Source organism: Clostridium zeae, from assembly GCF_017312485.1.
GTDB classification, from domain to species: Bacteria; Bacillota; Clostridia; order Clostridiales; family Clostridiaceae; genus Clostridium_AR; species Clostridium_AR zeae.
Genome location: NZ_BMBA01000002.1, coordinates 590,911 through 617,500, shown reverse-complemented (window position 1 = coordinate 617,500; position 26,590 = coordinate 590,911). Strand labels below are relative to the sequence as shown.

Sequence of the window (26,590 nt, the reverse complement as noted above, 5' to 3'; positions counted from 1 at the left end):
TATATTGATTTTTTTGACACTTTAGTGATATTATTATTTCACAATATAAATTTTTTTACATCTTTAAATGAATCATATGGTATATTAAATTTACCATAATAAAAAATAATATAAGAGATATGTTGTATTGAAATAAAAATTATATATTTATGAGATATAAAAATACTTAAATGATAGAATTAAGAATTGTTTATTGAGTAAATGTAGCAATTTTATCTAATATAGCAAAAGTAATATTAAAGGGGGACTGGCTATGTTTTGTAACTTTCCGAAAGAGCAAGGGATGTATGATCCAAGTTTTGAAAAAGATGCCTGTGGTATTGGGGCAATCGCACATATTAAAGGCAAAAAGAACCATGCTATCGTAAAGGATGCCTTAGATATTCTTGTTAAGTTAGAGCACAGAGGGGGCGCTGGTGCTGATCCTAATGTAGGAGATGGAGCAGGAATATTGATTCAAGTATCGCACAATTTCTTTACAAGAGTATGTGAGTTTGAATTACCAAAGGAAGGACACTACGGTGTAGGAATGTTCTTCTTATCAAAAAATAAAGAAAAGAGAGAAAAAGCAAAGGCGCTTTTTGAAAATATTGTTCTTAATGAAGGGCATTGCTTTTTGGGATGGAGAGAAGTTCCTGTTAATCCAGAGGATTTAGGAGACGCATCTAGAGAAGCAATGCCTTTTATAATGCAGGGCTTTGTTGCTTCAAATAGTGATAACTTCGATTCAAAGACTTTTGAAAGAGAACTTTATGTAATTAGAAGATTATTTGAAAAAGAAGCAGTAGAGGCATATGTTGCTAGTCTTTCCTCAAAAACTTTAGTTTACAAGGGAATGCTTACGGCAGTTCAGGTAGAAAAATTTTATCCGGATTTACAAAATGAATTGATGGATACAGCTATAGCTCTTGTTCACTCTAGATTTAGTACAAACACTTTCCCAAGCTGGGAGAGAGCACATCCTAATAGATACATCATTCATAATGGTGAAATTAACACTATTAGAGGTAATGTAAATTGGATGAACGCAAGAGAATCAGAACTTAAGTCAGATATATTTGGAAATGAACTAAATAAAGTCCTTCCAGTAATCAATAAAAATGGTTCAGATTCTTCAATGCTTGATAACACAATAGAGTTTCTATATATGAATGGAAGAACTCTTCCTCACATAATGATGATGCTTATACCAGAGCCTTGGAGCAAGAATCATGAAATGGATAAAGATAAGAAATCCTTCTATGAATATAATTCAACAATGATGGAACCTTGGGATGGACCTGCTGCAATAGCATTTACTGATGGAGATATACTAGGAGCAACTTTAGATAGAAATGGTCTCAGACCTTCAAGATATTATGTAACTAAAGATGATTACCTAATCCTATCATCTGAAGTTGGAGTTATGAATGTTGAAAGTGAAAATGTAAAGTATAAGGGCAGACTTACACCAGGTAGAATGCTTCTTGTTGATACAGTTAATGGTGAGCTTATAGATGACAATGATTTAAAGAAAAATTATTCTACTTTAAAACCATATGGAACTTGGGTTAAGGATAATTTGCTGAAGCTTAGAGAAATACCAGAAGTTACTGTATCTGAAGAGAAATTAGAGGAAGCTAAATTAGTTAGATTACAAAAGGCTTTTGGATACACTTATGAAGATGTTACATCTACAATAACTCCTATGTGTGTAAATGCAGATGATCCACTAGTATCTATGGGAGTTGATACACCACTTGCAGTTTTAAGTGATAGACCACAGTTATTATATAATTATTTCAAACAATTATTTGCTCAGGTTACTAATCCACCTATAGATGCAATAAGAGAAGAGATAGTAACTTCTATGAGAGTGTATCTAGGTGCAGAGTCAAATATACTTTCTGAAGGTGAGGATAACTGTAGGAGAGTGAAGTTAGATAATCCTATATTATCAAATAAAGATTTTAATAAGGTATTATCCATTGAAAATAAAGGCTTTAAGAATGTTGTTATACCAACAGTATTCAATAAGAGCGAAGAAGAAGGAAATCTTGAAAAGGCTTTAGAAAGTATACTAATAAAAGCTGATGAAGCTATAGAAGATGGAACTTCAATTATAGTTCTTTCAGACAAAACTGTTGATGAAAATAATGTGCCAATTCCGACTTTACTTGCTGTTTCAGCATTACACCATCATCTAGTTGATGAAGCAAAGAGAACTAAGGTTAGTATAGTTGTAGAATCTGGAGAACCTAGAGAAATTCATCATTTTGCGCTACTTTTAGGTTTCGGTGCTAATGCCATAAATCCTTATATGGCATATGAATCAATTAGAACTTTAGTTGAAGAAGGTACTGTGGATTTAAGCTTTGATAAGGCAGTTTATAACTACAATAAGGGTGCTTTAAAAGGAATTGTTAAAGTAATTTCTAAGATGGGAATTTCAACAATACAATCCTACAACGGAGCTCAAATTTTTGAAGCTATTGGAATATCAAAGGAAGTAGTAGACAAATATTTTGCATTGACACCATCTAGAATAGAAGGAATTGATCTTCTAGATATTGAGAAAGAAGCTGTAATAAGACATACACAAGGTTTTGATGCAAGACTTATAGATTTTACTCTTGATTCTGAAGGTGCTCATAAGTTTAGAAGTAATAAAGAAGAACATTTATATAATCCTCTTACAATTCATAAACTTCAAAATGCATGTAAGACTGGCAATTATAAAGAATTTAAAGAATATACTTCTTTAGTTAGCAATGAAAAAAATAACTTAACGCTAAGAAGCTTATTAGATTTAAATTTAGATAACGAAAGTATCTCTATAGATGAAGTTGAATCAGTTGAATCCATAGTTAAGAGATTTAAAACAGGAGCTATGTCTTACGGTTCAATCAGTAAGGAAGCTCATGAATGTTTAGCTATAGCAATGAACAGAATTGGTGGAAGATCAAATACTGGTGAAGGTGGAGAAGAAAGAGAAAGATTTGTTGTTGATGAAAATGGAGATTTAAGATCTTCTGCAATAAAACAAATAGCATCAGGTAGATTTGGAGTTACTTCAGAATACCTAGTCGATGCAAAAGAAATACAGATAAAGATGGCACAAGGTGCAAAACCAGGAGAAGGTGGACAGCTTCCAGCAACTAAGGTTTATCCATGGGTAGCTAAGGCAAGACACTCAACTACTGGAGTTGGTTTAATATCACCACCACCACATCATGATATATATTCTATTGAAGATTTGGCGGAGTTAATATATGATCTTAAGAATGTAAACTCAAGAGCTAGAGTAAGTGTAAAGCTAGTTTCTGAGGCTGGAGTTGGTACAGTTGCAGCTGGTGTTGCAAAGGGTGGAGCTGATGTAATTCTAATAAGTGGATATGATGGAGGCACAGGAGCATCACCAAGAACTTCTATAAAACATGCAGGGTTACCTTGGGAACTTGGTCTTGCTGAAGTTCATCAAACTCTAATCTTAAATGGCTTAAGAGAAAGAGTAGTAATAGAAACAGACGGTAAGCTTATGTCAGGTAAAGACGTTGCTATCGCAGCACTTCTAGGAGCAGAAGAGTTTGGGTTTGCAACAGCACCACTAGTGGTTATGGGTTGTGTGATGATGAGAGTATGTAATCTTGATACTTGTCCTGTTGGAATAGCAACACAAAATGAAGAACTAAGAAAGAGATTTAAGGGAAAGCCAGAACATGTTATAAACTTCATGCACTTTATAGCTGAAGAACTAAGAGAATACATGGCGAGACTTGGCTTCAGAACTATAGACGAAATGATTGGACGTACTGATAAGTTAGTACAAAGATCTATTGGTGGATGGAAAGCTAAGAAAGTAGATTTATCAAGATTACTATTCAATCCAGAAGTTCCACACGACAGGATCTATAAATATCAAGCAAGCTACGACCATAAGCTATACAATGTTTTAGATTCAAAGGTATTAGTACCAAACTCTTTAGATGCTCTTGAAGGTAAGTCCAATGTTAAGTTAGAAGTTAATGTAGGTAACACTGATAGAGTATTTGGAACAATATTAGGAAGTGAAATAACTAAAAGATATGGAGAAAAAGGACTTCCAGAAGACACTATTTGGGTAAAAACAAAAGGTGCAGGAGGACAAAGTTTTGGAGCATTTATACCTAACGGACTTACATTAGAGCTTGAAGGTGATGCTAATGACTATATAGGAAAAGGACTTTCAGGAGGTAAAATCATAGTATATGAGCCAGACACTGTAACTCTTAACCCTACTGAAAATATATTGATTGGTAACGTAGCTTTATATGGAGCTACAAGTGGTAAGGCCTTCATAAGAGGGGTTGCTGGAGAGAGATTTGGAGTTAGAAACTCTGGAGCTACGGCAGTGGTTGAAGGTGTTGGTGATCATGGTTGCGAATATATGACAGGCGGAACTGTTGTTATACTGGGTCCAGTAGGAAGAAACTTTGCAGCTGGTATGTCAGGAGGAGTAGTTTATATTCTTGATTCTGAAGGAACAAAGAGAAAAAATATAAATGAAAGCATGGTTCATATAGAAGAGTTAGATTCATCAGATGAAAAAGATTTACTTTCGCTTCTAGAAGAGCATGAGAAATATACTGCTTCAGCTGAAGCAAAGAAGATAGCTTCAAACTTTGAAGAATATAAGAAAGGCTTTATTAAGGTAATGCCTAAGGACTATAAGAATATAACTACCTTAATTAAAGAATATGTGGCTTCAGGAGCTTCAAAAGAAGATGCAGAAAGAATGGCCTTTGATGTAATAAAAGGAGTAAGAAAGTAGGAAAGAGGAGGAGTATTATGGGAAAGCCAACAGGTTTTTTAGAATATGATAGGAAAGTTGCAGCTAAGAAAAAACCAAAGGAAAGATTAAAAGATTACAACGAGTTTGTAACTCCTCTTTCCAAAGAGGAACAACAAGTTCAAGGTGCTAGATGTATGGACTGTGGGATACCATTCTGTCAGTCAGGAATAATGATAAACGGAATGGTGTCAGGATGTCCTGTTAATAATCTTATACCTGAATGGAATGATTTAATATATAAAGGGAATTGGAAGAAGGCTATTGAAAGACTTCTAAAGACTAATAACTTCCCAGAGTTTACAGGAAGAGTTTGTCCAGCACCTTGTGAATCAGCATGTACTGCTGGAATTAATGGACCAGCAATATCTATAAAAGAAAATGAAAGATCTATTATAGAGAGAGCTTTTGAGGAAGGCTTAATTAAGCCTAATCCTCCAAAGGTAAGATTAGATAAAAAAGTAGCAATAATAGGATCTGGTCCTGCTGGACTTGCTTGTGCTGATCAGCTTAATAAAAGAGGATATAATGTTTCCGTTTATGAAAGAAATGACCGTGTAGGGGGACTTTTGATGTATGGTATCCCTAACATGAAGCTGGATAAGGCTGTAATTGATAGAAGAGTAAATATCATGAAAGAAGAAGGCGTAAACTTTGTAACTAACGCAAATGTAGGAGTTAATGTTGACTCTAAGGAGCTTCTAGAAAAATATGATTCAGTAGTTCTAGCTTGTGGTTCATCAAATCCTAGAGATTTAAAGGCGAAGGGAAGAGAACTTAAGGGGATACACTACGCAGTAGATTTTCTAAAAGCAACTACTAAGAGTCTTTTAGATTCAAACTTAGAGGATAAGAATTATATATCTGCAGAAGGAAAAGATGTTATTGTAATAGGAGGAGGAGACACTGGAACCGACTGTGTTGCTACAAGCCTAAGACATAACTGCAATTCCTTAGTTCAATTCGAAATCATGGGAAAACAGCCAGAAGACAGAACAGAAGCTAATCCATGGCCACAATATCCAAGAATTCATAAGGTTGACTACGGACAAGAAGAATTCATTGATTTAAATGGTAAAGATCCTAGAGAATTCTTAATCACTGTAAAAGAGTTTATAGGTGATGAAGAAGGCAATCTTACTGCAGTAAAGACAGTGAATGTAAACTGGGAAAAGAATGAAAATGGTGCTTTTGTTCCAAAGGAAGTTGAAGGCAGTGAAAAGGTATGGAAAGCAGATATGGTACTACTTGCAATGGGATTTGTAGGTGCTGAGAAGTATGTAACTGATAGCTTTGAGGTAGAAACTGATGCAAGAACAAACGTAAATGCTCAGTACGGAAAGTTCCAAACTAATTTATCTAAAGTTTTTGCTTGTGGAGATGTTAGAAGAGGTCAAAGTCTTGTAGTATGGGCTATAAATGAAGGAAGAGCTTGTGCAAGAGAAGTAGATAAGTTCTTAGAAGGATATACAACTTTAGTTTAGAATTATTGAAGTAACTGAATACTAATATTTATAAAATATAATGTTAGTAGTTAAATATATTGAGTTTTTTATATAAAATAATTATTTATTAAAAGAAACCCACTCCGTTAAAATAGAAGTGGGTTTCCTTTATTTTTGCAAAAATTTTATAAGAATATCCGCCACATGTTTTCCATGATTGTATCCATATGCTCCTGCTATGCTAAATAAACATACAGTAGAGATACCTGCTAAAATACCTGTACAAAATCTTCGCATATTGGTACTTTCCCATTTTCCGAAATATTGTACAGTGCCATCTATAATCAATGGAAGCATAAATAAAATTTCGATAAGATGATTGCGATTTGGAATAAAAAATAAGTAAAATATTCCTATAAAATATCCTGCTAGTATACCAGTACAACGAGCACAAATAGGAAATTGTTTCCCCTTATAAAAAAATGATCTATCTGGCCGTCTGTGGCATAAGAACATATAGTGTAAAAGTTTCTCTAAATTAGAGTACATATGTAATTGATGAGTAACTAGAATCAGACATAGCCCCTATGAATCCAAGTAAAAACATAACTACGTAGAATAGAATCCAAAGTACTATACCAGCTATCATCCAACGACAAACTAACTTAGAGCTTTTTGGCTTGTCATCTTTCCATAAGAAATAAAGAATCAAGCCTACAATTGGAAAGCAACAAGAAACGGCTCCAGCAAGATGAGATGGATTGTCCTTATTTTTTTTAGACACTGAAACTCCACAATGAATGCAAACATCTGCATTATCATTTATTTCATTGCCACAATTGCTACAAAACATTAAAAACTCCCCCTTAGAATGTTATTTATTATAATTAGGCATAATCCTTACAATTATAACATAAAAATACATTATGTGAAGCTAAAATAGTGATTTTAGGAGAATAAGGAGATGTTTAGCTAAGAAAAGTGTAAAAATGTACTTTATTTATATATGTGATGCTTCGTACTAGATTTGTTTTTTAGATTTTTACCATTGCTTTAAAGAGCGTAAAAAATAATTACTGCATTTAAGGAGAAGGTCTTTAAAGCGTGCTATAATTAAATTATTAATTGAAGATTAAATTAAGACAAAGTTTTTAGGAGGACCTATGAGAGAAGATATATATCAAAGACTCATAGCATTAACAGAGGAAGAAGAAAAAATATTAAGTGGGGAAGAAAATGTTAATAAAAGCTTATATACTGATAATGGTGAATTTATAGTAGATAGCAAAAAGCTCCTACAAACAGGGGAATTAATTGATATAAGAAGACATACTAGATTTGTAAATTTTCCGAAACATAAACACAATTATATAGAATTCAATTATGTATATTCAGGACAACTAACTCAAACTATAGATGAAAAGAAAATTACTTTAAAGCAAGGGGAACTGATTTTTTTAAATCAGTATATAACACATGAAATAGAAGCCTCTGGAGAAGAGGATATAATAATAAATTTTATAATTAAACCGGAGTTTTTTGATTATATAATAACTCTTTTAGATGATGAAAACCTAATAAGTAAGTTTTTACTAACTACCTTATATAAGGATTATAGTGAGGGAGAATATTTATATTTCAAAGTAGCTGATAAAAGCTATATACAAGAGCTTTCAGAAAAAATAATAACAGAGCTTTACGAACCTTCTATAATGAGTAAAGCAACCATTAAATTATTAGTAGGATTACTTTTAGTTGAATTAGTAAAGCGATCTAAGGATATAGAGACTTATTCAGCCAATAATTATGATAAGCTGCTTATAATTCAAAGTTTCAAATATATTGATAAATATTATAAAGATGCAAATTTATTTGAACTTGCTAAAAAGTTAAATCAACCACATTATAAACTTAGTAAACTAATAAAAAAACATACAAAAATGACGTTTAAAGGGCTTCTTCAAGAGAAAAAGCTAAGTAAGGCAATAGAGTTGTTAAAGCTTACTGAGTACTCTATCATTGAAATAATAGATTTAATAGGTTATGAGAATCCTACTTATTTTTATAAGATATTTAAAGAAAAGTATGGAGTTACACCAAAGGAATATAGAGGAAAGAAGCTATACGAGGATTAGATAAATAACATAAGAATAAAAAGAAGATATTTAGTGGTATAAAACTACTAATATCTCCTCTATAACCACTTAATTTCAATAATTCTCTTAAACATAGCCTAAATTTTATTCTAATCCGATATAATAATCTAACAAATCTTCAATGCTTATAATTCCTACTAGCTTTTCGTTTTCTACAACTGGCATAGAAATAATATTGTTTTTTCTTAAACGTTTTGCTACAACAATAATATCTTCATTAGCTTGAGCTAAAATTATTGATTTAGACATAACCCAATCAACTGGACAATCTTCATAGTGGCCTGGGGTTACCATGAATCTAAATATATCTGCTTTAACAACCATTCCAACTAAAACATCGTTATTATCTACAACTGGCATACCATTCAAGCCAAACTCAGCCATGAGTTTCAAAGCTTTATCTATGTTATCGTTTACTTTTAGAGTGATAGGATTACTCTTTAATATATTACCAATGTTCATGATATCATCTCCCTCAAATATGTTTATATTCTTATTTTACTACAAAAAGTTACATTAAAGAAGAAAAAATCAGAATATCTAGAAAATAATAGTGTTCTTTATATATTTGGCAAGTTTAAAGCACCGTGTTGAAATTAAGCTAAAAGGAAAGGATTTAGAATAATTTGATACTAAAACAACAAAGAATCACAGCAAATAATTACTGGTAATATTTTGATAAGAAGTTATAATTTTAATATACATATTTTGTAATATATTATATAATAAGCATGTATATTAAAGCATAAAAGTGTATAGTAGAAGTTATCATTGAGGGGGAAAGAAATGAAGAAACTTTATAATCTGAAATATATAGCTACAATTTTAATTTTTGGGATTTTCACTTTCATCCTTTTTGGAATTTTTAAAGAACCTGTCAATGTTAAAGAGCAAATAAAACCAGAGATAGTACTTATTTGCCATGTAAAATCAAATCCATATTGGCAATATATAAAGGCTGGAGCTGAAAAAGCTGCTAAACAAAGGAATGCTGTTGTAAAGGTTGAGGGTCCAGACTATGCTAATGTTGATGACGGGCTTAGACTTATTAATATGGCATATGCAGCTAAGGTTAGTGGGATAATTACATATGTGCAGGAGGAAAGTAAATATAACTCAGTAATTAATAATGTTGTTGACAATGGAATACCTCTTATTACAATAGATTCAGATGCAGATAAAAGTAAACGTTTAGCATATGTTGGTACAGATAATATAGGTGCAGGTACTGAAGGTGCTAAGGAAATGATAAGGCAGATTGGAACTGAAGGAAATATAGGTATTGTCATAGGTGGTAAAGATGTAACTAATCAAACTGAAAGAGTGCAGGGGTTTAAAGATTATATAAGTAGCAATTCAAAGATCTCTATAGTTAGTGTTGAATCTTCTGATTCATATCTGCTTGAGGCAGAACTTGCAGCTAAAAAAATACTAACTAAAAACTATAATATAAAAGCTCTATTTTGTACATCAGCACTTGATGGAGTAGGGGCAGCTAAGGCAGTATCGAGTCTTGGACTTGTAGGAAAAGTTAAGATTGTTGCTTTTGATGATTTACCTGAAACCCTACAACTTATCGAATCAGGGGTAATTTCTTCCACTATTGTTCAAAGACCATACCTTATGGGATATAATGCTGTAAATATGATAATGGACATATCTCAAGGTAAGAAAGTAGATAAAATAAATTTAACAGATGTACAAGTTGTTGATAAAAATAATATAAATGAGTACAAGAAAAAACAGGGAGAGTAGAGGATGAAAAATAGTTTAAGAAGGAAGTTCATTATTTTTGCCCTCATTATTATAATCCCGTTAGCTACTAGTAATATTACTGCAGTACTGACAAATAGAAAAATAAATGACAATTATTCTATCATGCTAAGTAAACTAAACAATGTAAACGAAATCAAAAATCTGCTTAATGATGCATCAGATAATTTTAATAAATATATACAAACTAATACTACTCAATGTAGAGATAACTATAGAAAAGATTTAGATGGCGCGTTAAATAAGGTAAATTCGCTTAGAGATATTTCTGATGTTGAAAGCCAATATATCCTAAGGGATTTAATAAATACTCTTTACAGTTATAGAGCTGAAGGAGAGAAGACAATAGAGCTTTATGACAATAGAGGACCTATTGATACTTATTATGATCATTATGTGTCTACCAAGGAAATTCAGACTTATTGTAATAGTTACATTACGAATTTAACAGATAGCTATATTAGTTATAATGATACTTTGTATAAAAGCTATGAAATTAAAGAACGCAATATAAATAAGATTATAATGATATATATTGCAGCGGCACTATTAATGAGCATACTTTCCACACTAGTTTTTATTAGAAATATAAGCTTAAAACTAAAGCAGTTGGTAAAGGCATCAAAGAAGGTTTCAAATGGTGATTTTGAGATGGTTGGAGGAGAGAAAACTGATATATATGAATTAGATTTGTTATCAGAAGCCTTTAACAGCATGATTAAAAATATAAAAGTATATATAAATTCACTAAAGAGAAATGCTGAGCTTGAAAGAAAAGTAATAGATGATGAGATTACTATTTTAAAATATGAAAATGCATTAAAGTTAAGTCAATTGAAGGTACTTCAATCCCAGATAAATCCACATTTCTTATTTAATACTTTAAATTGTATAAATCAAACAGCCATAAAAGAAAATGCTTCTACCACAGAAGAGCTTATAAAATCTGTATCTGGAATTTTAAGATATAGCTTAACAATGATGGAGCGAAATGCAACATTGAAAGAAGAAATTGATGTAGTAAAGCAATATATATTTATACAAAAGGTTCGTTATGATGAAAGAGTTACTTTTATGTTAGATTTAAAGGTTGATTTGACAAAAGTAAAGGTTCCAGGAATGACGCTTCAACCTTTTGTAGAAAATGCTTTTATACATGGCATAGAACCAAAGGAAGAGGGCGGAAAAATAGGGATAAATATATATGAAGAAGGAAGTTATACAATTGTGCTCATTGAAGATAGTGGCTGCGGATTTGATGAGGAAACTCTTAGTAAAATAAGCTCAGAAGATAATTCTAGCGAGCACATAGGACATACTACTGGAATGGGGATTAGGAGCACGATTAATAGGTTAGAGCTACTATATGATGAGAAAAATTTATTCTCCATAGAAAGTAAAAAGGGGCTTGGAACAAAAATCTATTTAAAAATTCCTAAAAAGGTGTTGATGTAGACATGGTAAGACTTCTTATTGCTGATGATGAAAAGTATGAAAGAGAATCTATTATAAGTATACTAAGCTGGGAGTTTGGTGATAAATTGGAGGTGCTTGAAGCTCGTAATGGAAGAGAAGCTATCGAAATATCAGAACAGGCTAGACCAGATATTGTTATTACTGATATAAAAATGCCGGGTATAAATGGCTTGGTAGCTATTGAAGAGATAAAGAGATCCCTTCCTAATACTTACTTTATTATATTGACAGCATATGATTATTTTGACTTTGCGGTGGAGGCTGTGAAAAATAATGTAAAAGAGTATATACTAAAACCATTTGGAAGATTAGAACTAATTGAAAAGATCAGAAAAGCAGTATCCTGTGTAGATAAAGAGAAAGCTAAAAGAAAAAGTGAAATTGAGAATGCTGAAAAACTCAATAACTTAATTTCAGTTATGGAAAATGAATTGAGCTATTATATACTAAATAATACCTTTGAGGCTATAGATGAACAGATGTATAAAAATTACTTGAATTTAACCTTTGAAAATACATGTTCAATGGTGATAGAGCTCGAAGGTAGAGATACAGAGCTTTTTAACAATCAAATTAAAAGAAAAGTAGGAGAATATATAAAAGGCTATATAAACTTAAAGTATAGGGCAATAGGAACATTTAAATCTATTCAAGAATTAGTGTATTTTATAGAGGCTCCAGTAGATCATAGTGATGAAGATAAAAAGATTACCATAGTAAAATTGGCTGTTGATATAAGAAAAGATGTACAACGAATATTTGACATATCTATAAATGTAGGGATAGGAAGGTGTTACACTGGTCTAGCAGCTATGCATACATCATATAAAGAAGCGACTATTTCACTGGAAAAGAGATGCGATAATAATATAATTCATATAGATAATATAAAAGACAATGCTAATGAAAATAATCACAATATAGATAGCAGTAAATCAGTACTTTTTAAGGATATAGAGAAGTATATAGTTGATAATATGGTAGAGGAATTAGATCTTGACACTGTTGCAGCAAAATTTAACCTAAGTTGTTATTACTTTAGCAGAACTTTTAAAGAAATTATAGGCTATAATTTTTCTGACTATATAAATATTCTTAGGATAAAGAAAGCTAAAGAACTTCTTAGGGATAACTCTATTAGCATAAAAGAGGTTTGTTTTTCTGTTGGTTATAATGATCCAAATTACTTTAGCAAAGTATTTAAAAAGTATGAAGGACGAAGTCCTACAGAATATAGAAAATAAAGCATGAACCCATATAGTAGTGTATTTATAATGATACTACCATATGGGTATTTTTTTGCAGTAAAAACTTCCGCAAGAGTTTACCAATAGAAAGCAAGTAAAAACCTTTAGTTAAACGTATTCAAAAACTATAATGAGTCTGTGGTCAAAATAAAATTCAAGGGGGAATAAAAATGAAAAAAGTACTTACTACCATTTTAGCTTTAGGGTTAATGGCAACCTTAGCAGGTTGTGGTAATTCGGGGACAAAAGCTGCAGACCCAAACTCATCCACTGCTAGCAAACAATTAATTGGAGTAGCTATGCCTACTCAATCACTTCAAAGATGGAATCAAGATGGATCCAACATGAAATCAGCTCTAGAATCGAAAGGATATAAGGTAGAGCTTCAATATGCTAATAATGACGTAAATACACAGACTCAACAAGTAGAAAATATGATAACCAAAGGTTGTAAGGTTTTAGTTGTAGCTGCAATAGACGGATCAGCAATGACAGATGTTCTTAAAAAAGCAGCAGATAATAACGTAAAGGTAGTAGCTTATGATAGATTGATAATGAAGACACCTAATGTTGACTACTATGCAACTTTTGATAATTTCAAGGTTGGAGTAATTCAAGGACAATATATAGAAAAGCAACTAGGCTTAAAGGATGGAAAAGGCCCATTTAATATAGAACTATTTGGTGGTTCACCAGATGATAACAATGCAACTTTCTTCTTTAATGGTGCTATGAGCATATTACAACCTTATATTGATAATGGAAAGTTAGTTGTTGCAAGTGGACAAAAAGAGTTTACTAAAATTGCAATTCAAGGTTGGGATTCAGCTAAGGCTCAAGCAAGAATGGATAACTTAATTACAGCTAACTATGCAAAAGACAAAAAGCTTGATGTAGTACTTTCTCCAAATGATAGCTTAGCAATAGGTATAGTTGCATCTCTAAAAAATGCTGGTTATGGAACTAGTGATAAGCCATATCCAGTATTAACAGGTCAAGACTGCGATAAGCCAAATGTAATAGCTATGATAAACAAGCAACAATCTATGTCAATATTCAAGGATACTAGAACTCTTGCTTCAAAAGTAGTTGAAATGGTTGACAGTTTAGTACAAGGTAAAGAAGCTTCAGTAAATGATACAAAGACATATAACAATGGAAGCAAAGTTGTACCATCCTTCCTATGCGATCCAGTTTATGCTGATGCTTCAAACTATAAATCAATACTTATAGATAGCGGATACTATAAGGAATCTGATTTGAAATAGTAAAATATAAAAAATAAGTTTAGCCGAGCACAAGGCTAAGGTGCTCGGCTTTATAAACATATTACGACAGCAGAAAGAAAAGTATCGATATGGGAGGGAAAAAGATGGAGGATTATATTCTTCAAATGAAAGATATAACAAAACTCTTTCCAGGGGTTAAGGCTTTAAATAATGTAAATATAAATGTAAGAAAAGGAGAAGTTCATGCTCTTATAGGAGAGAATGGAGCTGGTAAGTCTACCTTAATGAATGTCCTAAGTGGAATATATCCCTATGGAACTTATACAGGGGATATCATATATGAAGGACAGGAGTGCAGATTCACTAATATAAAGGATAGCGAGAAGAAGGGTATAGTAATAATTCATCAAGAACTAGCATTAATACCATATCTATCAATAGCTGAGAACATATTTTTAGGAAATGAAAGGGCGAAAAATAATTTTATAAACTGGCGTGAGACTAATGATAAGGCTGCAGAAATGCTAAAGAGGATAGGTCTTAGCGAAAATCCTAACACGAAGATAATAGATATAGGGGTAGGAAAACAGCAGCTTGTAGAAATAGCAAAGGCATTAGCTAAAAATGTTAAACTTTTAATATTAGATGAACCTACTGCCGCTTTAAATGAAGAAGATTCAGATCATTTATTGAACTTGATATTGGAACTACAGAAAGAAGGTATTTCTTCAATACTTATTTCTCATAAACTCAATGAGGTTGTGAAGGTAGCTGATAGAGTAACAGTAATAAGAGATGGAGCTACTATAGAAACATTAGAAAACGACGGTGATATCAGTGAGGATAGAATAATAAAAGGAATGGTTGGAAGAGACCTTACTCACAGATTCCCAGAACATACTCCTAATATTGGAGATGTAGTTTTTGAAGTTAAAGATTGGAATGTAAATGATCCATTGATACCTCAAAGAAAAGTTATCAAGGATATGAATATAAAAGTTAAAAAGGGTGAAATCGTTGGACTTTCAGGTCTTATGGGAGCAGGAAGAACAGAATTTGCTATGAGTATTTTTGGAAAGGCTTACGGTACTCATATAACTGGGAAAATATTTAAAGATGGTAAAGAAATTACTGTTAATAGCATCAGGCAGGCTATAGAACACGGCATAGCTTATACTACAGAGGATAGAAAAACTGCAGGTTTAAACCTTATAGATAATATAAAGAATAATATTACTATAGCTAATTTATTTAAAATAAGTAAAAATTTTGTTATAGATAAAACAAAGCAGGTTAATGTTGCTGAAGAATATAGGCAAAAGCTTAATATAAAAACTCCAACAATATTACAAGAGGTAGGAAATCTTTCGGGAGGAAATCAACAGAAGGTTGTACTTAGTAAATGGATATTTACTGAACCTGACGTTCTTATATTGGATGAGCCTACAAGGGGAATAGATATAGGAGCAAAGTATGAAATATATAAGATTATAAATGACTTGGCGGATAGTGGAAAGTCAGTTATATTCATTTCCTCTGAATTGCCCGAAATACTAGGGGTTTGTGATAGGATTTATGTTATTAATGAGGGAAAAATAGTGGGCGAGCTAGATAAAAAAGATGCATCTCAGGAGTCCATAATGAAATGCATAATGAATAGTAATAGGGAGGTTATATAAATGCAAACAGTTCAGAAATCTGGAGATAATATTAAGCAAAACTTATTAGATGTAATTAAAAGTACCTTCAGGAGTAATGTAAGGCAATATGCAATGCTTATAGCATTGGTAGTTATTATAATCATATTTCAGATTTTAACCAATGGAATATTATTGGTTCCAATGAATGTAGCAAATTTGATACTTCAAAATAGCTATGTATTTATTTTAGCAATTGGTATGACACTGTGTATTTTAACTGGTGGAAATATAGACCTTTCTGTTGGGTCAGTGTGTGCTTTTATAGGTGCATTACTTGGAACTTTTATAGTTAGTATGAAAATGAATATATGGTTGGCCATAGTATTTTGTCTAGTAGCTGGTTTAATAATTGGGATATGGCAGGGATTTTGGATTGCATATGTAAGAATACCGGCATTTATTGTAACCCTTGCAGGTATGCTTATATTTAGAGGACTTACAATAACTATGCTTAAAGGTCTTACTCTATCTCCATTCCCAGAGAGTTTTCAAAAGTTAAGTGGAGGATATATACCAGATATTTTCAAAGGTGCTTCAGGATTAAACCTAACAGCAATTATAGCTGGAATAATAATTTCTATAGTTTATATATTTTTAGAAGTAAAGAAGTGGTCTGCAAGTAAAAATAATGAGTATGAAAATAATTCTTTATACATTTTAATCGGTAAAATTGCAGTAGTGGTTTTGGCTACGAATTTAGTGTTTTATTGGTTTGCAAAATATAAGGGGATTCCAGTAATATTTGTTATAGTTGGTATATTAGTATTCGTTTATTCGTTCTTCGCAAATAATACTATTCAAGGAAGATATCTTTATGCTATGGGAGGAAATGAGAAGGCAGCAAAGCTTTCAGGTATAAATACAAATAGAGTACTATTTTTCTCATATGTAAATATGGCAGTATTAAGCGCTGTAGCTAGTATTGCTTTTACTTCAAGACTTAATGCTGCAGCACCTCAATCAGGAACAAACTTTGAACTTGATGCTATTGCAGCTTGTTTTATAGGAGGAGCTTCTGCCTATGGTGGAGTAGGTACAGTAATAGGTGCAATAATAGGAGCTCTAGTAATGGGTGTATTAAATAATGGTATGTCTATAATGGGTGTTGGAAGTGACATGCAGATGACTATAAAAGGATTTGTCTTATTGATGGCAGTTGCTTTTGACGTATTTTCAAAATCGAAGAGATAGATTTACTAGATTTAAAAGGAGAGCGTAAGCTCTCCTTTTGCTATTTATTAAATAAGATAATTTAGCATTGAACAATCTAGAGTTTCGTATCTAAAGGTTTTTATAATAAATTTTAATTTATAAACAAAGTGCAAATAAGGATAATAAATTAAACAAACCTAGACATTATATAATCCCCACACAAAAACTATAATTTACTTGTGTAAATGATTTCGAAGCTAAGGAGGATAAATTATGGAATATCATTTAGCCATTGATATAGGAGCTTCTAGCGGAAGACACATCTTGGGATATATAGAAGATGGAAAAATGAAGATAGAAGAAGTTTATAGGTTTGAAAATGGAATAAGAAAAATAGATGATGAATATTGCTGGGACCTAAAGGGCTTATTTGAAGAAATAAAAAAAGGTATTCACAAGTGTAAGGAACTGGGGAAACTACCTAAAAGCATAGGAATAGATACTTGGGCTGTAGACTTTGTGTTGCTTGACGAAGAAGATAAAGTTTTAGGAAATACTGTTGCGTATAGAGATGATAGAACCGAAGGCGTAATGGATGAAGTGTTTGAGATAATACCTAAAGATATGCTTTATCTATATACTGGAATACAGTTTCAAAGATTCAACACAATATATCAGTTAATGGCAATTAAGAATAGAAAACCAGAGGTTTTAGAAAATGCAAAGGCATTTTTGATGGTTCCTGATTATTTAAACTTCCTCTTAACTGGAGTAAAAGTAAATGAGTATACAAACGCCACAAGTACACAGTTGGTAAATTCTTTTGATAGAACTTGGGATCATAAAATTTTAGAGCAACTTGGAATTGATAAATCCATATTCCAAGAAATAAAGCTTCCTAAGTCTAGTCTTGGAAATCTTAGAAAAGAATTAATAGAAGAGTTTGGATTTGATATGGAGGTTATACTTCCTGCTACTCATGATACAGGTTCAGCTTTTATAGCTTCAGTATGTAATGATAATGACAGCGTTTATCTAAGCTCAGGAACATGGTCGCTCATGGGAGTAGAGAACCACTTTCCTATATGCGTACCTCAATCTATGAATTATAACTTCACTAATGAAGGTGGAATAGATTATAGATTTAGATTTTTAAAGAATATAATGGGGCTCTGGATTATACAAGAAGTAAGAAGAAATTATGAAAATAAATATTCTTTTGCTGAGCTAGTAATAAAAGCTAGAGAATCAGAAAGCTTTGATTCAATTATAGATATTAATCATGATAGGTTTTTGAATCCTGAAAATATGATTGAAGAGATAAAAGTTTATTGTAGAGAAACGAACCAACCAGTTCCAGAAACGGTGGGACAAGTGGCTTACTGTGTTTATAATAGCTTAAGCTCAAGTTATAAAGAATCAATTGCAGAGCTTGAGGAAATCTTTGAAAAGCAATATAAAAGGATAAATGTATTTGGCGGAGGATGTCAGAACGAACTTCTCAATGAACTGCTTGCAAAGGTGACACAAAAAGAAGTATTAGCAGGCCCGGTGGAAGCTACTGCTATCGGAAACATAGTTGCTCAGCTTTTAAGCTACAAAAAAGTAGCAAACCTTGAAGAAGCAAGAAAGCTTATAGCAAAATCCTTCGAGATAAAGACGTACACACCTTAGGTTATGTGACGTTTGAGTCTATTAAAAGCTGTGCAAAAAATAGGATATGCTTGATTAGGGAATAAGCATTAGTTGAAGACTATATGACTATACAGTTTATATAAATATTTGTAAGACTGGTTAAAAGTATTAGGGATAGTAATAAAAACATGGATTAATGAAAATAGAGAATTAATTAACAATAAAAAAGGAGAATTATCATGGATATAAAAGAAAAATACGAAGCTGCAAAACAAGAGTATGCAAAATTTGGTATTGATGTAGATAAGGTGTTAGAAGAGCTTCAAAAAGTTAAAGTTTCAGTACACTGCTGGCAAGGTGATGATGTAACAGGTTTTGAAGTAAGTCAAAATGAGTTATCAGGTGGAATACAAGCTACAGGAAATTATCCAGGTAGAGCAACAAATCCTGAAGAATTAAGAGCAGATTTAGATAAAGCATTAAGTCTAATACCGGGAAAGCATAAGGTTAATTTACATGCTATATATGCAGAAACTAATGGCAAAGCAGTTGAAAGAGATGAACTTAAACCAGAGCACTTTGAAAACTGGGTAAATTGGGCTAAAGAAAGAGGGTTAGGATTAGATTTTAATCCAACTATATTCTCTCATCCAAAGGCTAGTGACGGATTAACTTTGTCACATCCAGACAAAGAAATAAGAGATTTCTGGATAAGACATGCAGTGGCTTCAAGAAAAATTGGAGAATACTTTGGCAAGGAACTTGGACAAACTTGTTTAACAAACCTTTGGATTCCAGATGGATACAAAGATATTCCAAGTGATCGTTTAGGGCCAAGAAAGAGACTTAAAGACTCTTTAGATCAGATATTTGCTGAAAAGCTAGACACAAATTATAACTTAGATGCAGTAGAATCAAAGGTGTTTGGAATAGGTGCAGAATCCTATACAGTAGGGTCAAGTGAATTCTATATAAACTATGCAGCTAAAAATGGAATTCTATCATTGTTAGACACAGGACATTACCATCCAACAGAAGTTGTTTCAGATAAGATATCATCAATGCTATTATTCTCTGAAAAAGTTGCTCTTCATGTAAGTCGTCCAGTACGTTGGGATAGTGACCATGTTGTTATATTAGATGACGAACTTAAAGAAATAGCTAAAGAAATAGTTAGAAATGATGCGTTAGATAGAGTAATAATAGGTTTAGATTTCTTCGATGCAAGCATAAACCGTATAGCTGCTTGGGTTATAGGAACACGTAACATGCTTAAAGCATTACTTTCAGCAATGTTAATTCCACATGATGAATTAATAAAGCTTCAAGAAGAAGGGAACTTCACTGAAAGATTAGCATTGATGGAAGAATTAAAGACTTATCCATTAGGTGATATATGGAACTACTACTGTGAGATAAACAATGTTCCAGTTAAAGAAGAATGGGTAAAAGAAGTTAGACAATACGAAAAAACAATATTAGAAAACAGAAAGTAGGTATAACTATGGCTTTACATGATATGAACTTTATAAAAACATTTACTAAGATAACTCACGATGCATGGCTTAAGGGCTGGCATGAAAGAAATGGTGGAAATATAACTTATAGATTAACAGAAGAAGAAACTAATGGAGTACAGGAATATATAGATGACTCAAGAGAATATACTCCGATAGGAATAAAAGTTGAAAACTTAGCTAATGAATATTTTTTAGTTACAGGAAGCGGAAAGTTTATAAGAAATATATCAGTGAATTTAGAAGAAAATGTTGGACTTATCAAAATAGATGAAAAAGGCGAAAATTATAAAATATTATGGGGGCTTGTAAATGGAGCAAGACCAACAAGTGAGCTTCCTTCGCATCTTAACAGTCATTCGATAAAGAAAGCTGCAACAAATGGAAAACATAGAGTTATAATGCATTCACATACTACAAACTTAATAGCATTAACTTTTGTTCTTCCTCTAGATGGACAAGTGTTTACAAGAGAATTATGGGAGATGGCCACAGAGTGTCCAGTGGTATTTCCAAGTGGTATTGGTGTAGTTCCTTGGATGGTACCAGGTGGAACAGAAATTGCTGAAGCTACAGGTGAACTTATGAAGTTACATGACATTGTTATATGGGCTCATCATGGAACCTTCTGTTCAGGAGAGGATTTAGACTTAACCTTTGGACTTATGGATACTGTTGAAAAATCAGCTGAAATACTGGTTAAGGTATTATCTATGGGTGGTAAGAGACAAACAATAACATCAGATGATTTCAGAGATTTAGCAAAAGGTTTTAATATTGAAATTGATGAGAAATATTTACAATAATAAATAAAGTATATTGTTGTTAAAGTGCACTACCTTGGAATTTTGACAGCTTGTAACTATGAAACAGCAAGAAATAGTTTTAAGAGTTAAGAAATAAGGTAGTGCACATAAGTTATAAAAGATATTTTGGGAGGAGAATTTATCATGGTAAATCGTATAGTATTAAATGAAACTTCTTTCTTTGGACAAGGCTTAATAAGTGTAATAGGAGAAGAAGCTAAAAACAGACAATTTAAGAAAGCTTTTAAATAAGATAATTGAGATAAACCAATGAGCATTTAAAGTTCATTGGTTTTCTTCTGTTTCTGTGTTCTTAAACATAGCCTAATTATTTTACTGCCATTTCTAAAATGATTAATAAAAATAAACTATATTAATTTGTAAATTTCTTTATATTTATTCGTAAATATAGCTAAGTAAAAAAATTGATATACACAATTATAAGCTGTATAATTATAGGATAGATAAAATACTTAAAATTTGGAGATTTGTTATGAAAAATTTTATTGATTTTGTTAATTCACAACAAGGAAAGAAAACAAAAGATTTAAGTTATCTTTTTATGTTTTTCATACTTATTTTAGTGCCTGCAATAAACTTTGTTTCTAAATATATATCAAATGCCTACTTCTATATATTCCTTATAATTGTATTTCAATTTGTAGCTATAGGGTATCCTATATATGTAATAAAGGAGTTTCTAAAATATAAGAGGATATCAAATAACTAAGCCTGTCAACTTAGAACATAAGGCATAAAAGAAAGGATTTCTAAATATGGAACAGTATTTTAAAATAGTATCTGATGTGACTAAAAAAAGCACAGAGAATGATTTTATGTTTGCGTTTTTCAATGGAAATATATTAGTTAAAATAGAGGAGAATTCTATAAAAATACCTTTGCTAAAAGAACTAAAGCAATTAAATATAAAATATGATGAACAGTTTTTTATTGGCGAAATCAATGAAATTAGCTGTTTTGCTACAGAAACTTATTCAGAATTCAAGTTAACTGAAGGTTTTGAATTAATGACTTTAAGAGATTTTGCAGCAGCAACAAATGAATGTTTATTTTCTGCAGCAGGGAGAGCTAATCAAATCCTACATTGGAATAGAACTAATATGTTTTGTGGAAAATGCGGGGCTAAAACAGTCATTAAAGAAGATGAAATGGCTAAAGCTTGCACAAAATGTAATCATGTAATTTACCCTGTAATTTGTCCAGCAATAATAGTTGCAGTGATGAAGGAAGATAAGATCCTACTCGCTCATAATAGCAATTTCAAGAACAATATGTATAGCTTAATCGCAGGCTTTGTAGAAGCAGGAGAAGATCTAGAAAGTGCAGTTAAGAGAGAGGTTCTTGAAGAAGTAGGTATACATATTAAGAACATAAGATATCATAATAGTTCGCCATGGCCTTTCCCAAACTCACTAATGCTTGGATTCATAGCAGAATATGAATCTGGGGAGATAAAGGTAGATGGAAAAGAAATATTATATGCAGATTGGTTTGAAAAGGATAGTTTACCAAACTTGCCAGAGAAGTTTTCTTTAGCAAGAAAGATAATTGATGGGGTTATTTATAAAGACTAAAATATTGAAATTAAGAGACCATGAATAAAAGGAAAACTATTCCTAACTTATTCATGGTCTTTAGTTTATAAAATAACAACTTTGCTTATATATAGGTATAATGAGGTTTTTAGAGAGTTTGTTGAACTAATCGTGTACCTAATTCAAAAGCTTTTTTTAAGTCTTTTGGAAATTGTTCATCTCTTATTTGGGCTTTATGTTTTTCATCAAACATTGATGAAACATATTTTGAATAATCATCAAATTGGTAAGTGTCATTTATAAATAATGATTCTGCTACACCAAAAAATCTCTTCATCATATCTTCAGTATTTTTAAATTTCTGTTCATACCCTACAAGCTTCATATGCTCACTTTGTACATTCATAGTATAAACTAAACCGATTGGCAGTTTTCTATCAAATATAACAGTATGATTTTCATCATAAGTTAGATACTGAAATAGGAAGCGTTCTAAAAATGATCTCATTTCTCCTGTTATTTCACCAAAATATATTGGTGAACCTAATATTAGAGCATCTGCCTCTTCAATTTTCCTAAGTACTGCCTGCAAATCATCTTTAACAGCACATTTACCATAACTTTGACCACCAATTCGTTTGCAAGCAAAACAGCTAACGCAGCCTTTATAGTTTAAATCGTAAAGATTGATGAGTTCAATCTCTGCACCCTGTGTTTTTGCTCCTTCAAGTGCCTCTTTTAGAATAGTAGCAGTATTTTTAGTTTTTCTTGGACTACCATTTAAAGCAATAATTTTCATATTAATCTCTCCTCCAACCTAATACTTAACTTCAAGTAAATTGACTTTATATAATAAATTATATATTCTAATATAAAAAGAAGTAAGTATGCACTTATTTGTTATATACTTAACAAAAAGTAAGTATTGAGATAAAATATAATCAAACTGACTATTGTGTTAACAAGGGGGAAAAATGGATAGATTTATTGATAGATATGGGGAATGTCCAATGTATTACACAATTTCTGTATTAGAGGGAAAGTGGAAATGGGTAATACTATGGGAGATATATAGACATGAAGTAGTAAGATACAGCAAATTGAAAGAAAGACTTCAAACGATTGCTCATAAGACCTTAAGTCAACAACTTAAAGAGCTTGAAGCAGATAAGATAATAAATAGAAAACAGTATAACGAAGTCCCTCCTAAGGTCGAATACTCTCTAACAGAAAGAGGCAAAAGTCTTATTCCTGTTCTCGAGATTATGTCAAAGTGGGGAGCTGAAAATATGATAAAGGAAGTAGAAATGTAAAGGAGCAGGTTTATGGACTTTAGAATAGAACACGATATGTTAGGAAATAGAAATATAGATGATTCTAAGTATTATGGGATACATACTGTAAGAGCTATGGAAAACTTTAATCTTGGAGATAGGTATGTCAATATAGATTTTGTGAAAGAAATTGCGATTATAAAAAAATCAGCAGCGATAGTGAATTCAAAGCTTAAAAGACTAGATGAAGAGAAAGGGAAGGCTATAGTTAGAGCTGCAGAAGAAGTGGCAGAAGGCCTGTTTAATGATAGTTTTAGGATAAATGCATTTCAAGGTGGTGCTGGAACATCTACTAATATGAATGTAAATGAAGTTATAGCCAATAGAGCTTTAGAGCTATTGGGAGAGCAAAAAGGTAACTATGATGTGATTCATCCATTGAATCATGTAAATATGTCTCAGTCTACAAATGATGTATGTCCAACAGCTTTAAGAATTGCAGCTATAAGAAAGATTAGAAGACTAGCTAATGCTTTAGCAGATTTACAGGAATCACTGCAAGTGAAAGAAAATGAGTTTGCAAATATATTAAAGCTTGGAAGAACAGAACTTATGGATGCACTACCTATGATGGTTGGGCAAGGATTTGGTGCTTATGCAAAAGCTATAGAGAGAGATAGATGGAGGATTTATAAGGTTGAAGAAAGACTTAGAGTAATAAATATAGGTGGCACAGCAATCGGTACAGGTCTCAATGCCACGAATAAATATATTTTTATGATGACAGATATGCTTCAACAGCTTACAGGACTTGGGCTTGCTCGTTCAGATTTTCCCATGGATATCACCCAAAATGCTGATGTTTTTGTTGAAGTGTCAGGTCTTTTAAAATCCTGTGCTGTTAACTTAATGAAAATATCAAATGATTTAAGGCTTTTAAGCTCAGGTCCTAAGGGTGGTTTTGGAGAGTTGATACTTCCAATGAAACAGCCAGGATCATCCATAATGCCGGGAAAGGTTAATCCAGTAATACCAGAGATGATAGCGCAGGTGGCTATGAGGATTGTTTCAAACGACAGTGGAATAACTTTTGCTGCAGCCAGTGGACAGCTTGAACTCAATGCTTTCATTCCTCTTATAACAGAAAATCTATTAGAATCCTTAGAGTTATTAGAAAAAGCTGTTATAATATTTAGAGAGAAATGTATTGAAGGTATTGAAGTAAATAATGACGTATGCAGAGATAATTTAGAAAAATCCACAGCTATGACTGCTGCTTTAATACATCATATAGGTTATGATAGAGCAAGTGAAATTGCGAAAAAAGCATTGGCTTTAGGGATAACCTTAAGAGAAGTTATATATCTAGACAATATATTGACTAAGGAAGAAGTAGATGCAATACTTAATCCTTTAGAGTTAACAAAGCCAGGTATACCTGGAAAGTAAGGAGAGAAGATTAAATGAGTTTAAATTCTACACCTCGCTCAGAGCGAGTACATATAGCCCTATTTGGAAGAAGAAATGCAGGTAAATCAAGTGTTATAAATGCTATAACAGAACAACAAATTTCTATAGTTTCAGAGGTTAAGGGAACTACAACAGATCCAGTTTACAAATCTATAGAGATACTACCAATTGGACCATGTGTGATAATTGATACAGCTGGACTTGATGATCAAGGAGAACTAGGAGAACTTAGAATAAAAAAAACCATTGAAGTTTTAGATAAAGCAGATGTTGCACTAATAGTTGTAGATGGCACTATTGGTGTTACTGAAGAAGATCTAAATATAGTTAAAGTAATAAAAGAGAAAAATATTCCTATATTAGGAGTACTAAATAAAATTGATGAATTAGTTTCCTATGATGAAGCTGCTCAAGAAATGGCAAAGAAGCTTTCTATTCAAGTGGTACCAGCTTCAGCAGCTCTAAATAAAGGTATAAAGGAAATAAAAAATAAGATAATAAGCCTTTTACCTCAAGAAGAAGATAAATTTAAAATAGTTGGAGACCTTATAAATCCTGGAGACCTAGTTGTTTTAGTAACACCAATTGATAAAGCAGCTCCAAAGGGAAGACTAATACTGCCACAACAGCAAACAATCAGAGATATTTTAGAAAGTGATGCAATAGCAGTGGTTACAAAGGAGCACGAATTAAGGCAAACACTAGATAGTCTTGGAAGGAAGCCGAAGCTCGTTATAACAGATTCACAGGTATTTCTAAAGGTTTCAGCAGATACTCCTAAGGATATAATGCTTACGTCTTTTTCAATATTGTTCGCTAGATATAAAGGTGATCTTGCAGAAATGGTTAGAGGTATAAAAGCGATTAAGACGCTAAAGGATGGAGATAAGATACTAGTATCAGAAGGATGTACTCATCACAAGCAGGCAGATGACATAGCAAGAGTGAAGATTCCTAGATGGCTTAGACAACTTACAGGAAAAGAATTAAGCTTTGAATATTCTTCAGGCGTAGTATTTACTGATGATGTTAAACAATACTCACTTATAGTTCATTGTGGTGGATGTATGCTAAATAGAACTGCAATGTGCTCAAGAATAGATGATGCTAAGGCTTATAATGTCCCAATCGTAAACTATGGAATGTTAATAGCATATGTTCAAGGAATACTCGAGAGAGCATTAGAACCATTTCCGATGGCTAAACTAGAATATGAAGAATTAGATTAAAACTAAAAAATAGCTTTAGTGATTTAATATCATTAAAGCTATTTTTACTGTATAGGAAATTGTGTCTTAGATATGTAAACTTATAGATGAATCACTTCACAATTAAATTTGTATTATT

The 26,590-nt window shown here is 32.0% G+C and carries 21 protein-coding genes; 17 read left to right on the top strand and 4 right to left on the bottom strand.

The window, feature by feature from the left end:
• The first annotated feature begins 253 nt into the window (after positions 1–253).
• Together gltB and J3477_RS12225 are read left to right on the top strand one after the other, a co-directional pair.
• The gene (gltB, locus tag J3477_RS12230) at positions 254–4,789 is read left to right on the top strand and encodes a glutamate synthase large subunit (RefSeq protein WP_206870233.1); all 4,536 of its coding nucleotides are present in this window, start codon (positions 254–256) and stop codon (positions 4,787–4,789) included.
• Between the two features lie 17 nt (positions 4,790–4,806).
• Positions 4,807–6,291 carry a glutamate synthase subunit beta gene (locus tag J3477_RS12225; protein WP_206870232.1) on the top strand — a complete coding sequence of 495 codons (1,485 nt, stop codon included), beginning with the start codon at positions 4,807–4,809 and terminating at the stop codon, positions 6,289–6,291.
• A 129-nt stretch (positions 6,292–6,420) separates the two neighbouring features.
• Here the strand turns inward: J3477_RS12225 and J3477_RS26300 are convergent, their stop codons facing one another.
• Positions 6,421–6,768 (bottom strand): DUF2085 domain-containing protein, encoded by a 348-nt coding sequence (locus J3477_RS26300; protein ID WP_228731271.1) that lies wholly within the window; start codon positions 6,766–6,768, stop codon positions 6,421–6,423.
• A gap of 22 nt (positions 6,769–6,790) precedes the next feature.
• A complete protein-coding gene (locus tag J3477_RS12215) occupies positions 6,791–7,105 on the bottom strand; it encodes a zinc-ribbon domain-containing protein (protein ID WP_206870230.1) in 315 nt (104 codons plus the stop codon).
• A 310-nt stretch (positions 7,106–7,415) separates the two neighbouring features.
• On the opposite strand from J3477_RS12215, the gene J3477_RS12210 reads away from it, so the two are divergent.
• A complete protein-coding gene (locus tag J3477_RS12210) occupies positions 7,416–8,387 on the top strand; it encodes an AraC family transcriptional regulator (RefSeq protein WP_206870229.1) in 972 nt (323 codons plus the stop codon).
• A gap of 105 nt (positions 8,388–8,492) precedes the next feature.
• Here the strand turns inward: J3477_RS12210 and J3477_RS12205 are convergent, their stop codons facing one another.
• The gene (locus tag J3477_RS12205; RefSeq protein WP_206870228.1) at positions 8,493–8,870 is read right to left on the bottom strand and encodes a CBS domain-containing protein; all 378 of its coding nucleotides are present in this window, start codon (positions 8,868–8,870) and stop codon (positions 8,493–8,495) included.
• Between the two features lie 324 nt (positions 8,871–9,194).
• On the opposite strand from J3477_RS12205, the gene J3477_RS12200 reads away from it, so the two are divergent.
• From J3477_RS12200 to nudC, 11 genes are all read left to right on the top strand, one after another.
• Complete coding sequence (locus tag J3477_RS12200; RefSeq protein WP_206870227.1) at positions 9,195–10,163, top strand: sugar-binding protein; 969 nt, start codon at positions 9,195–9,197, stop codon at positions 10,161–10,163.
• Positions 10,164–10,166: 3 nt separating this feature from the next.
• Positions 10,167–11,636: a sensor histidine kinase gene (locus J3477_RS12195; RefSeq protein ID WP_206870226.1), complete on the top strand. Its 1,470-nt coding sequence runs from the start codon at positions 10,167–10,169 to the stop codon at positions 11,634–11,636.
• Positions 11,637–11,638: 2 nt separating this feature from the next.
• Complete coding sequence (locus J3477_RS12190; protein WP_206870225.1) at positions 11,639–12,901, top strand: response regulator; 1,263 nt, start codon at positions 11,639–11,641, stop codon at positions 12,899–12,901.
• 173 nt (positions 12,902–13,074) lie between these two features.
• Positions 13,075–14,172, top strand: coding sequence for a multiple monosaccharide ABC transporter substrate-binding protein (gene chvE, locus J3477_RS12185; protein ID WP_206870224.1), 1,098 nt, complete (start codon positions 13,075–13,077; stop codon positions 14,170–14,172).
• A 104-nt stretch (positions 14,173–14,276) separates the two neighbouring features.
• On the top strand, positions 14,277–15,812 hold the full coding sequence (mmsA, locus tag J3477_RS12180; protein ID WP_206870223.1) for a multiple monosaccharide ABC transporter ATP-binding protein: 1,536 nt from the start codon (positions 14,277–14,279) through the stop codon (positions 15,810–15,812).
• Entirely contained in the window at positions 15,813–17,024 is a 1,212-nt protein-coding gene (gene mmsB / locus J3477_RS12175) for a multiple monosaccharide ABC transporter permease (protein ID WP_206870222.1), read from the top strand. It begins immediately after the preceding gene.
• 234 nt (positions 17,025–17,258) lie between these two features.
• The gene (gene rhaB / locus J3477_RS12170; protein ID WP_206870221.1) at positions 17,259–18,659 is read left to right on the top strand and encodes a rhamnulokinase; all 1,401 of its coding nucleotides are present in this window, start codon (positions 17,259–17,261) and stop codon (positions 18,657–18,659) included.
• A gap of 200 nt (positions 18,660–18,859) precedes the next feature.
• Positions 18,860–20,116: an L-rhamnose isomerase gene (gene rhaA / locus J3477_RS12165; RefSeq protein ID WP_206870220.1), complete on the top strand. Its 1,257-nt coding sequence runs from the start codon at positions 18,860–18,862 to the stop codon at positions 20,114–20,116.
• Between the two features lie 8 nt (positions 20,117–20,124).
• Positions 20,125–20,943 (top strand): rhamnulose-1-phosphate aldolase, encoded by an 819-nt coding sequence (rhaD, locus tag J3477_RS12160; RefSeq protein ID WP_206870219.1) that lies wholly within the window; start codon positions 20,125–20,127, stop codon positions 20,941–20,943.
• Positions 20,944–21,436: 493 nt separating this feature from the next.
• On the top strand, positions 21,437–21,673 hold the full coding sequence (locus J3477_RS12155; RefSeq protein ID WP_206870218.1) for a hypothetical protein: 237 nt from the start codon (positions 21,437–21,439) through the stop codon (positions 21,671–21,673).
• A 46-nt stretch (positions 21,674–21,719) separates the two neighbouring features.
• Positions 21,720–22,538: an NAD(+) diphosphatase gene (nudC, locus tag J3477_RS12150; protein WP_206870217.1), complete on the top strand. Its 819-nt coding sequence runs from the start codon at positions 21,720–21,722 to the stop codon at positions 22,536–22,538.
• A gap of 109 nt (positions 22,539–22,647) precedes the next feature.
• On the opposite strand, the gene J3477_RS12145 is transcribed toward nudC, so the two are convergent.
• Complete coding sequence (locus J3477_RS12145; RefSeq protein WP_206870216.1) at positions 22,648–23,298, bottom strand: flavodoxin family protein; 651 nt, start codon at positions 23,296–23,298, stop codon at positions 22,648–22,650.
• 175 nt (positions 23,299–23,473) lie between these two features.
• On the opposite strand from J3477_RS12145, the gene J3477_RS12140 reads away from it, so the two are divergent.
• The 3 genes from J3477_RS12140 to hydF are packed head-to-tail and all read left to right on the top strand — an operon-like array spanning position 23,474 to position 26,472.
• Positions 23,474–23,812 carry a winged helix-turn-helix transcriptional regulator gene (locus J3477_RS12140; RefSeq protein WP_206870215.1) on the top strand — a complete coding sequence of 113 codons (339 nt, stop codon included), beginning with the start codon at positions 23,474–23,476 and terminating at the stop codon, positions 23,810–23,812.
• Between the two features lie 12 nt (positions 23,813–23,824).
• Positions 23,825–25,222: an aspartate ammonia-lyase gene (locus tag J3477_RS12135; protein ID WP_206870214.1), complete on the top strand. Its 1,398-nt coding sequence runs from the start codon at positions 23,825–23,827 to the stop codon at positions 25,220–25,222.
• 14 nt (positions 25,223–25,236) lie between these two features.
• Entirely contained in the window at positions 25,237–26,472 is a 1,236-nt protein-coding gene (gene hydF, locus J3477_RS12130) for a [FeFe] hydrogenase H-cluster maturation GTPase HydF (RefSeq protein WP_206870213.1), read from the top strand.
• Positions 26,473–26,590: the final 118 nt, after the last annotated feature.

Coding starts and splice junctions, on each gene's coding strand:
- gltB (WP_206870233.1), top strand. CDS start 254: ATGTTTTGTAACTTTCCGAAAGAGCAAGGGATGTATGATCCAAGTTTT.
- J3477_RS12225 (WP_206870232.1), top strand. CDS start 4,807: ATGGGAAAGCCAACAGGTTTTTTAGAATATGATAGGAAAGTTGCAGCT.
- J3477_RS26300 (WP_228731271.1), bottom strand. CDS start 6,768: ATGTTCTTATGCCACAGACGGCCAGATAGATCATTTTTTTATAAGGGG.
- J3477_RS12215 (WP_206870230.1), bottom strand. CDS start 7,105: ATGTTTTGTAGCAATTGTGGCAATGAAATAAATGATAATGCAGATGTT.
- J3477_RS12210 (WP_206870229.1), top strand. CDS start 7,416: ATGAGAGAAGATATATATCAAAGACTCATAGCATTAACAGAGGAAGAA.
- J3477_RS12205 (WP_206870228.1), bottom strand. CDS start 8,870: ATGAACATTGGTAATATATTAAAGAGTAATCCTATCACTCTAAAAGTA.
- J3477_RS12200 (WP_206870227.1), top strand. CDS start 9,195: ATGAAGAAACTTTATAATCTGAAATATATAGCTACAATTTTAATTTTT.
- J3477_RS12195 (WP_206870226.1), top strand. CDS start 10,167: ATGAAAAATAGTTTAAGAAGGAAGTTCATTATTTTTGCCCTCATTATT.
- J3477_RS12190 (WP_206870225.1), top strand. CDS start 11,639: ATGGTAAGACTTCTTATTGCTGATGATGAAAAGTATGAAAGAGAATCT.
- chvE (WP_206870224.1), top strand. CDS start 13,075: ATGAAAAAAGTACTTACTACCATTTTAGCTTTAGGGTTAATGGCAACC.
- mmsA (WP_206870223.1), top strand. CDS start 14,277: ATGGAGGATTATATTCTTCAAATGAAAGATATAACAAAACTCTTTCCA.
- mmsB (WP_206870222.1), top strand. CDS start 15,813: ATGCAAACAGTTCAGAAATCTGGAGATAATATTAAGCAAAACTTATTA.
- rhaB (WP_206870221.1), top strand. CDS start 17,259: ATGGAATATCATTTAGCCATTGATATAGGAGCTTCTAGCGGAAGACAC.
- rhaA (WP_206870220.1), top strand. CDS start 18,860: ATGGATATAAAAGAAAAATACGAAGCTGCAAAACAAGAGTATGCAAAA.
- rhaD (WP_206870219.1), top strand. CDS start 20,125: ATGGCTTTACATGATATGAACTTTATAAAAACATTTACTAAGATAACT.
- J3477_RS12155 (WP_206870218.1), top strand. CDS start 21,437: ATGAAAAATTTTATTGATTTTGTTAATTCACAACAAGGAAAGAAAACA.
- nudC (WP_206870217.1), top strand. CDS start 21,720: ATGGAACAGTATTTTAAAATAGTATCTGATGTGACTAAAAAAAGCACA.
- J3477_RS12145 (WP_206870216.1), bottom strand. CDS start 23,298: ATGAAAATTATTGCTTTAAATGGTAGTCCAAGAAAAACTAAAAATACT.
- J3477_RS12140 (WP_206870215.1), top strand. CDS start 23,474: ATGGATAGATTTATTGATAGATATGGGGAATGTCCAATGTATTACACA.
- J3477_RS12135 (WP_206870214.1), top strand. CDS start 23,825: ATGGACTTTAGAATAGAACACGATATGTTAGGAAATAGAAATATAGAT.
- hydF (WP_206870213.1), top strand. CDS start 25,237: ATGAGTTTAAATTCTACACCTCGCTCAGAGCGAGTACATATAGCCCTA.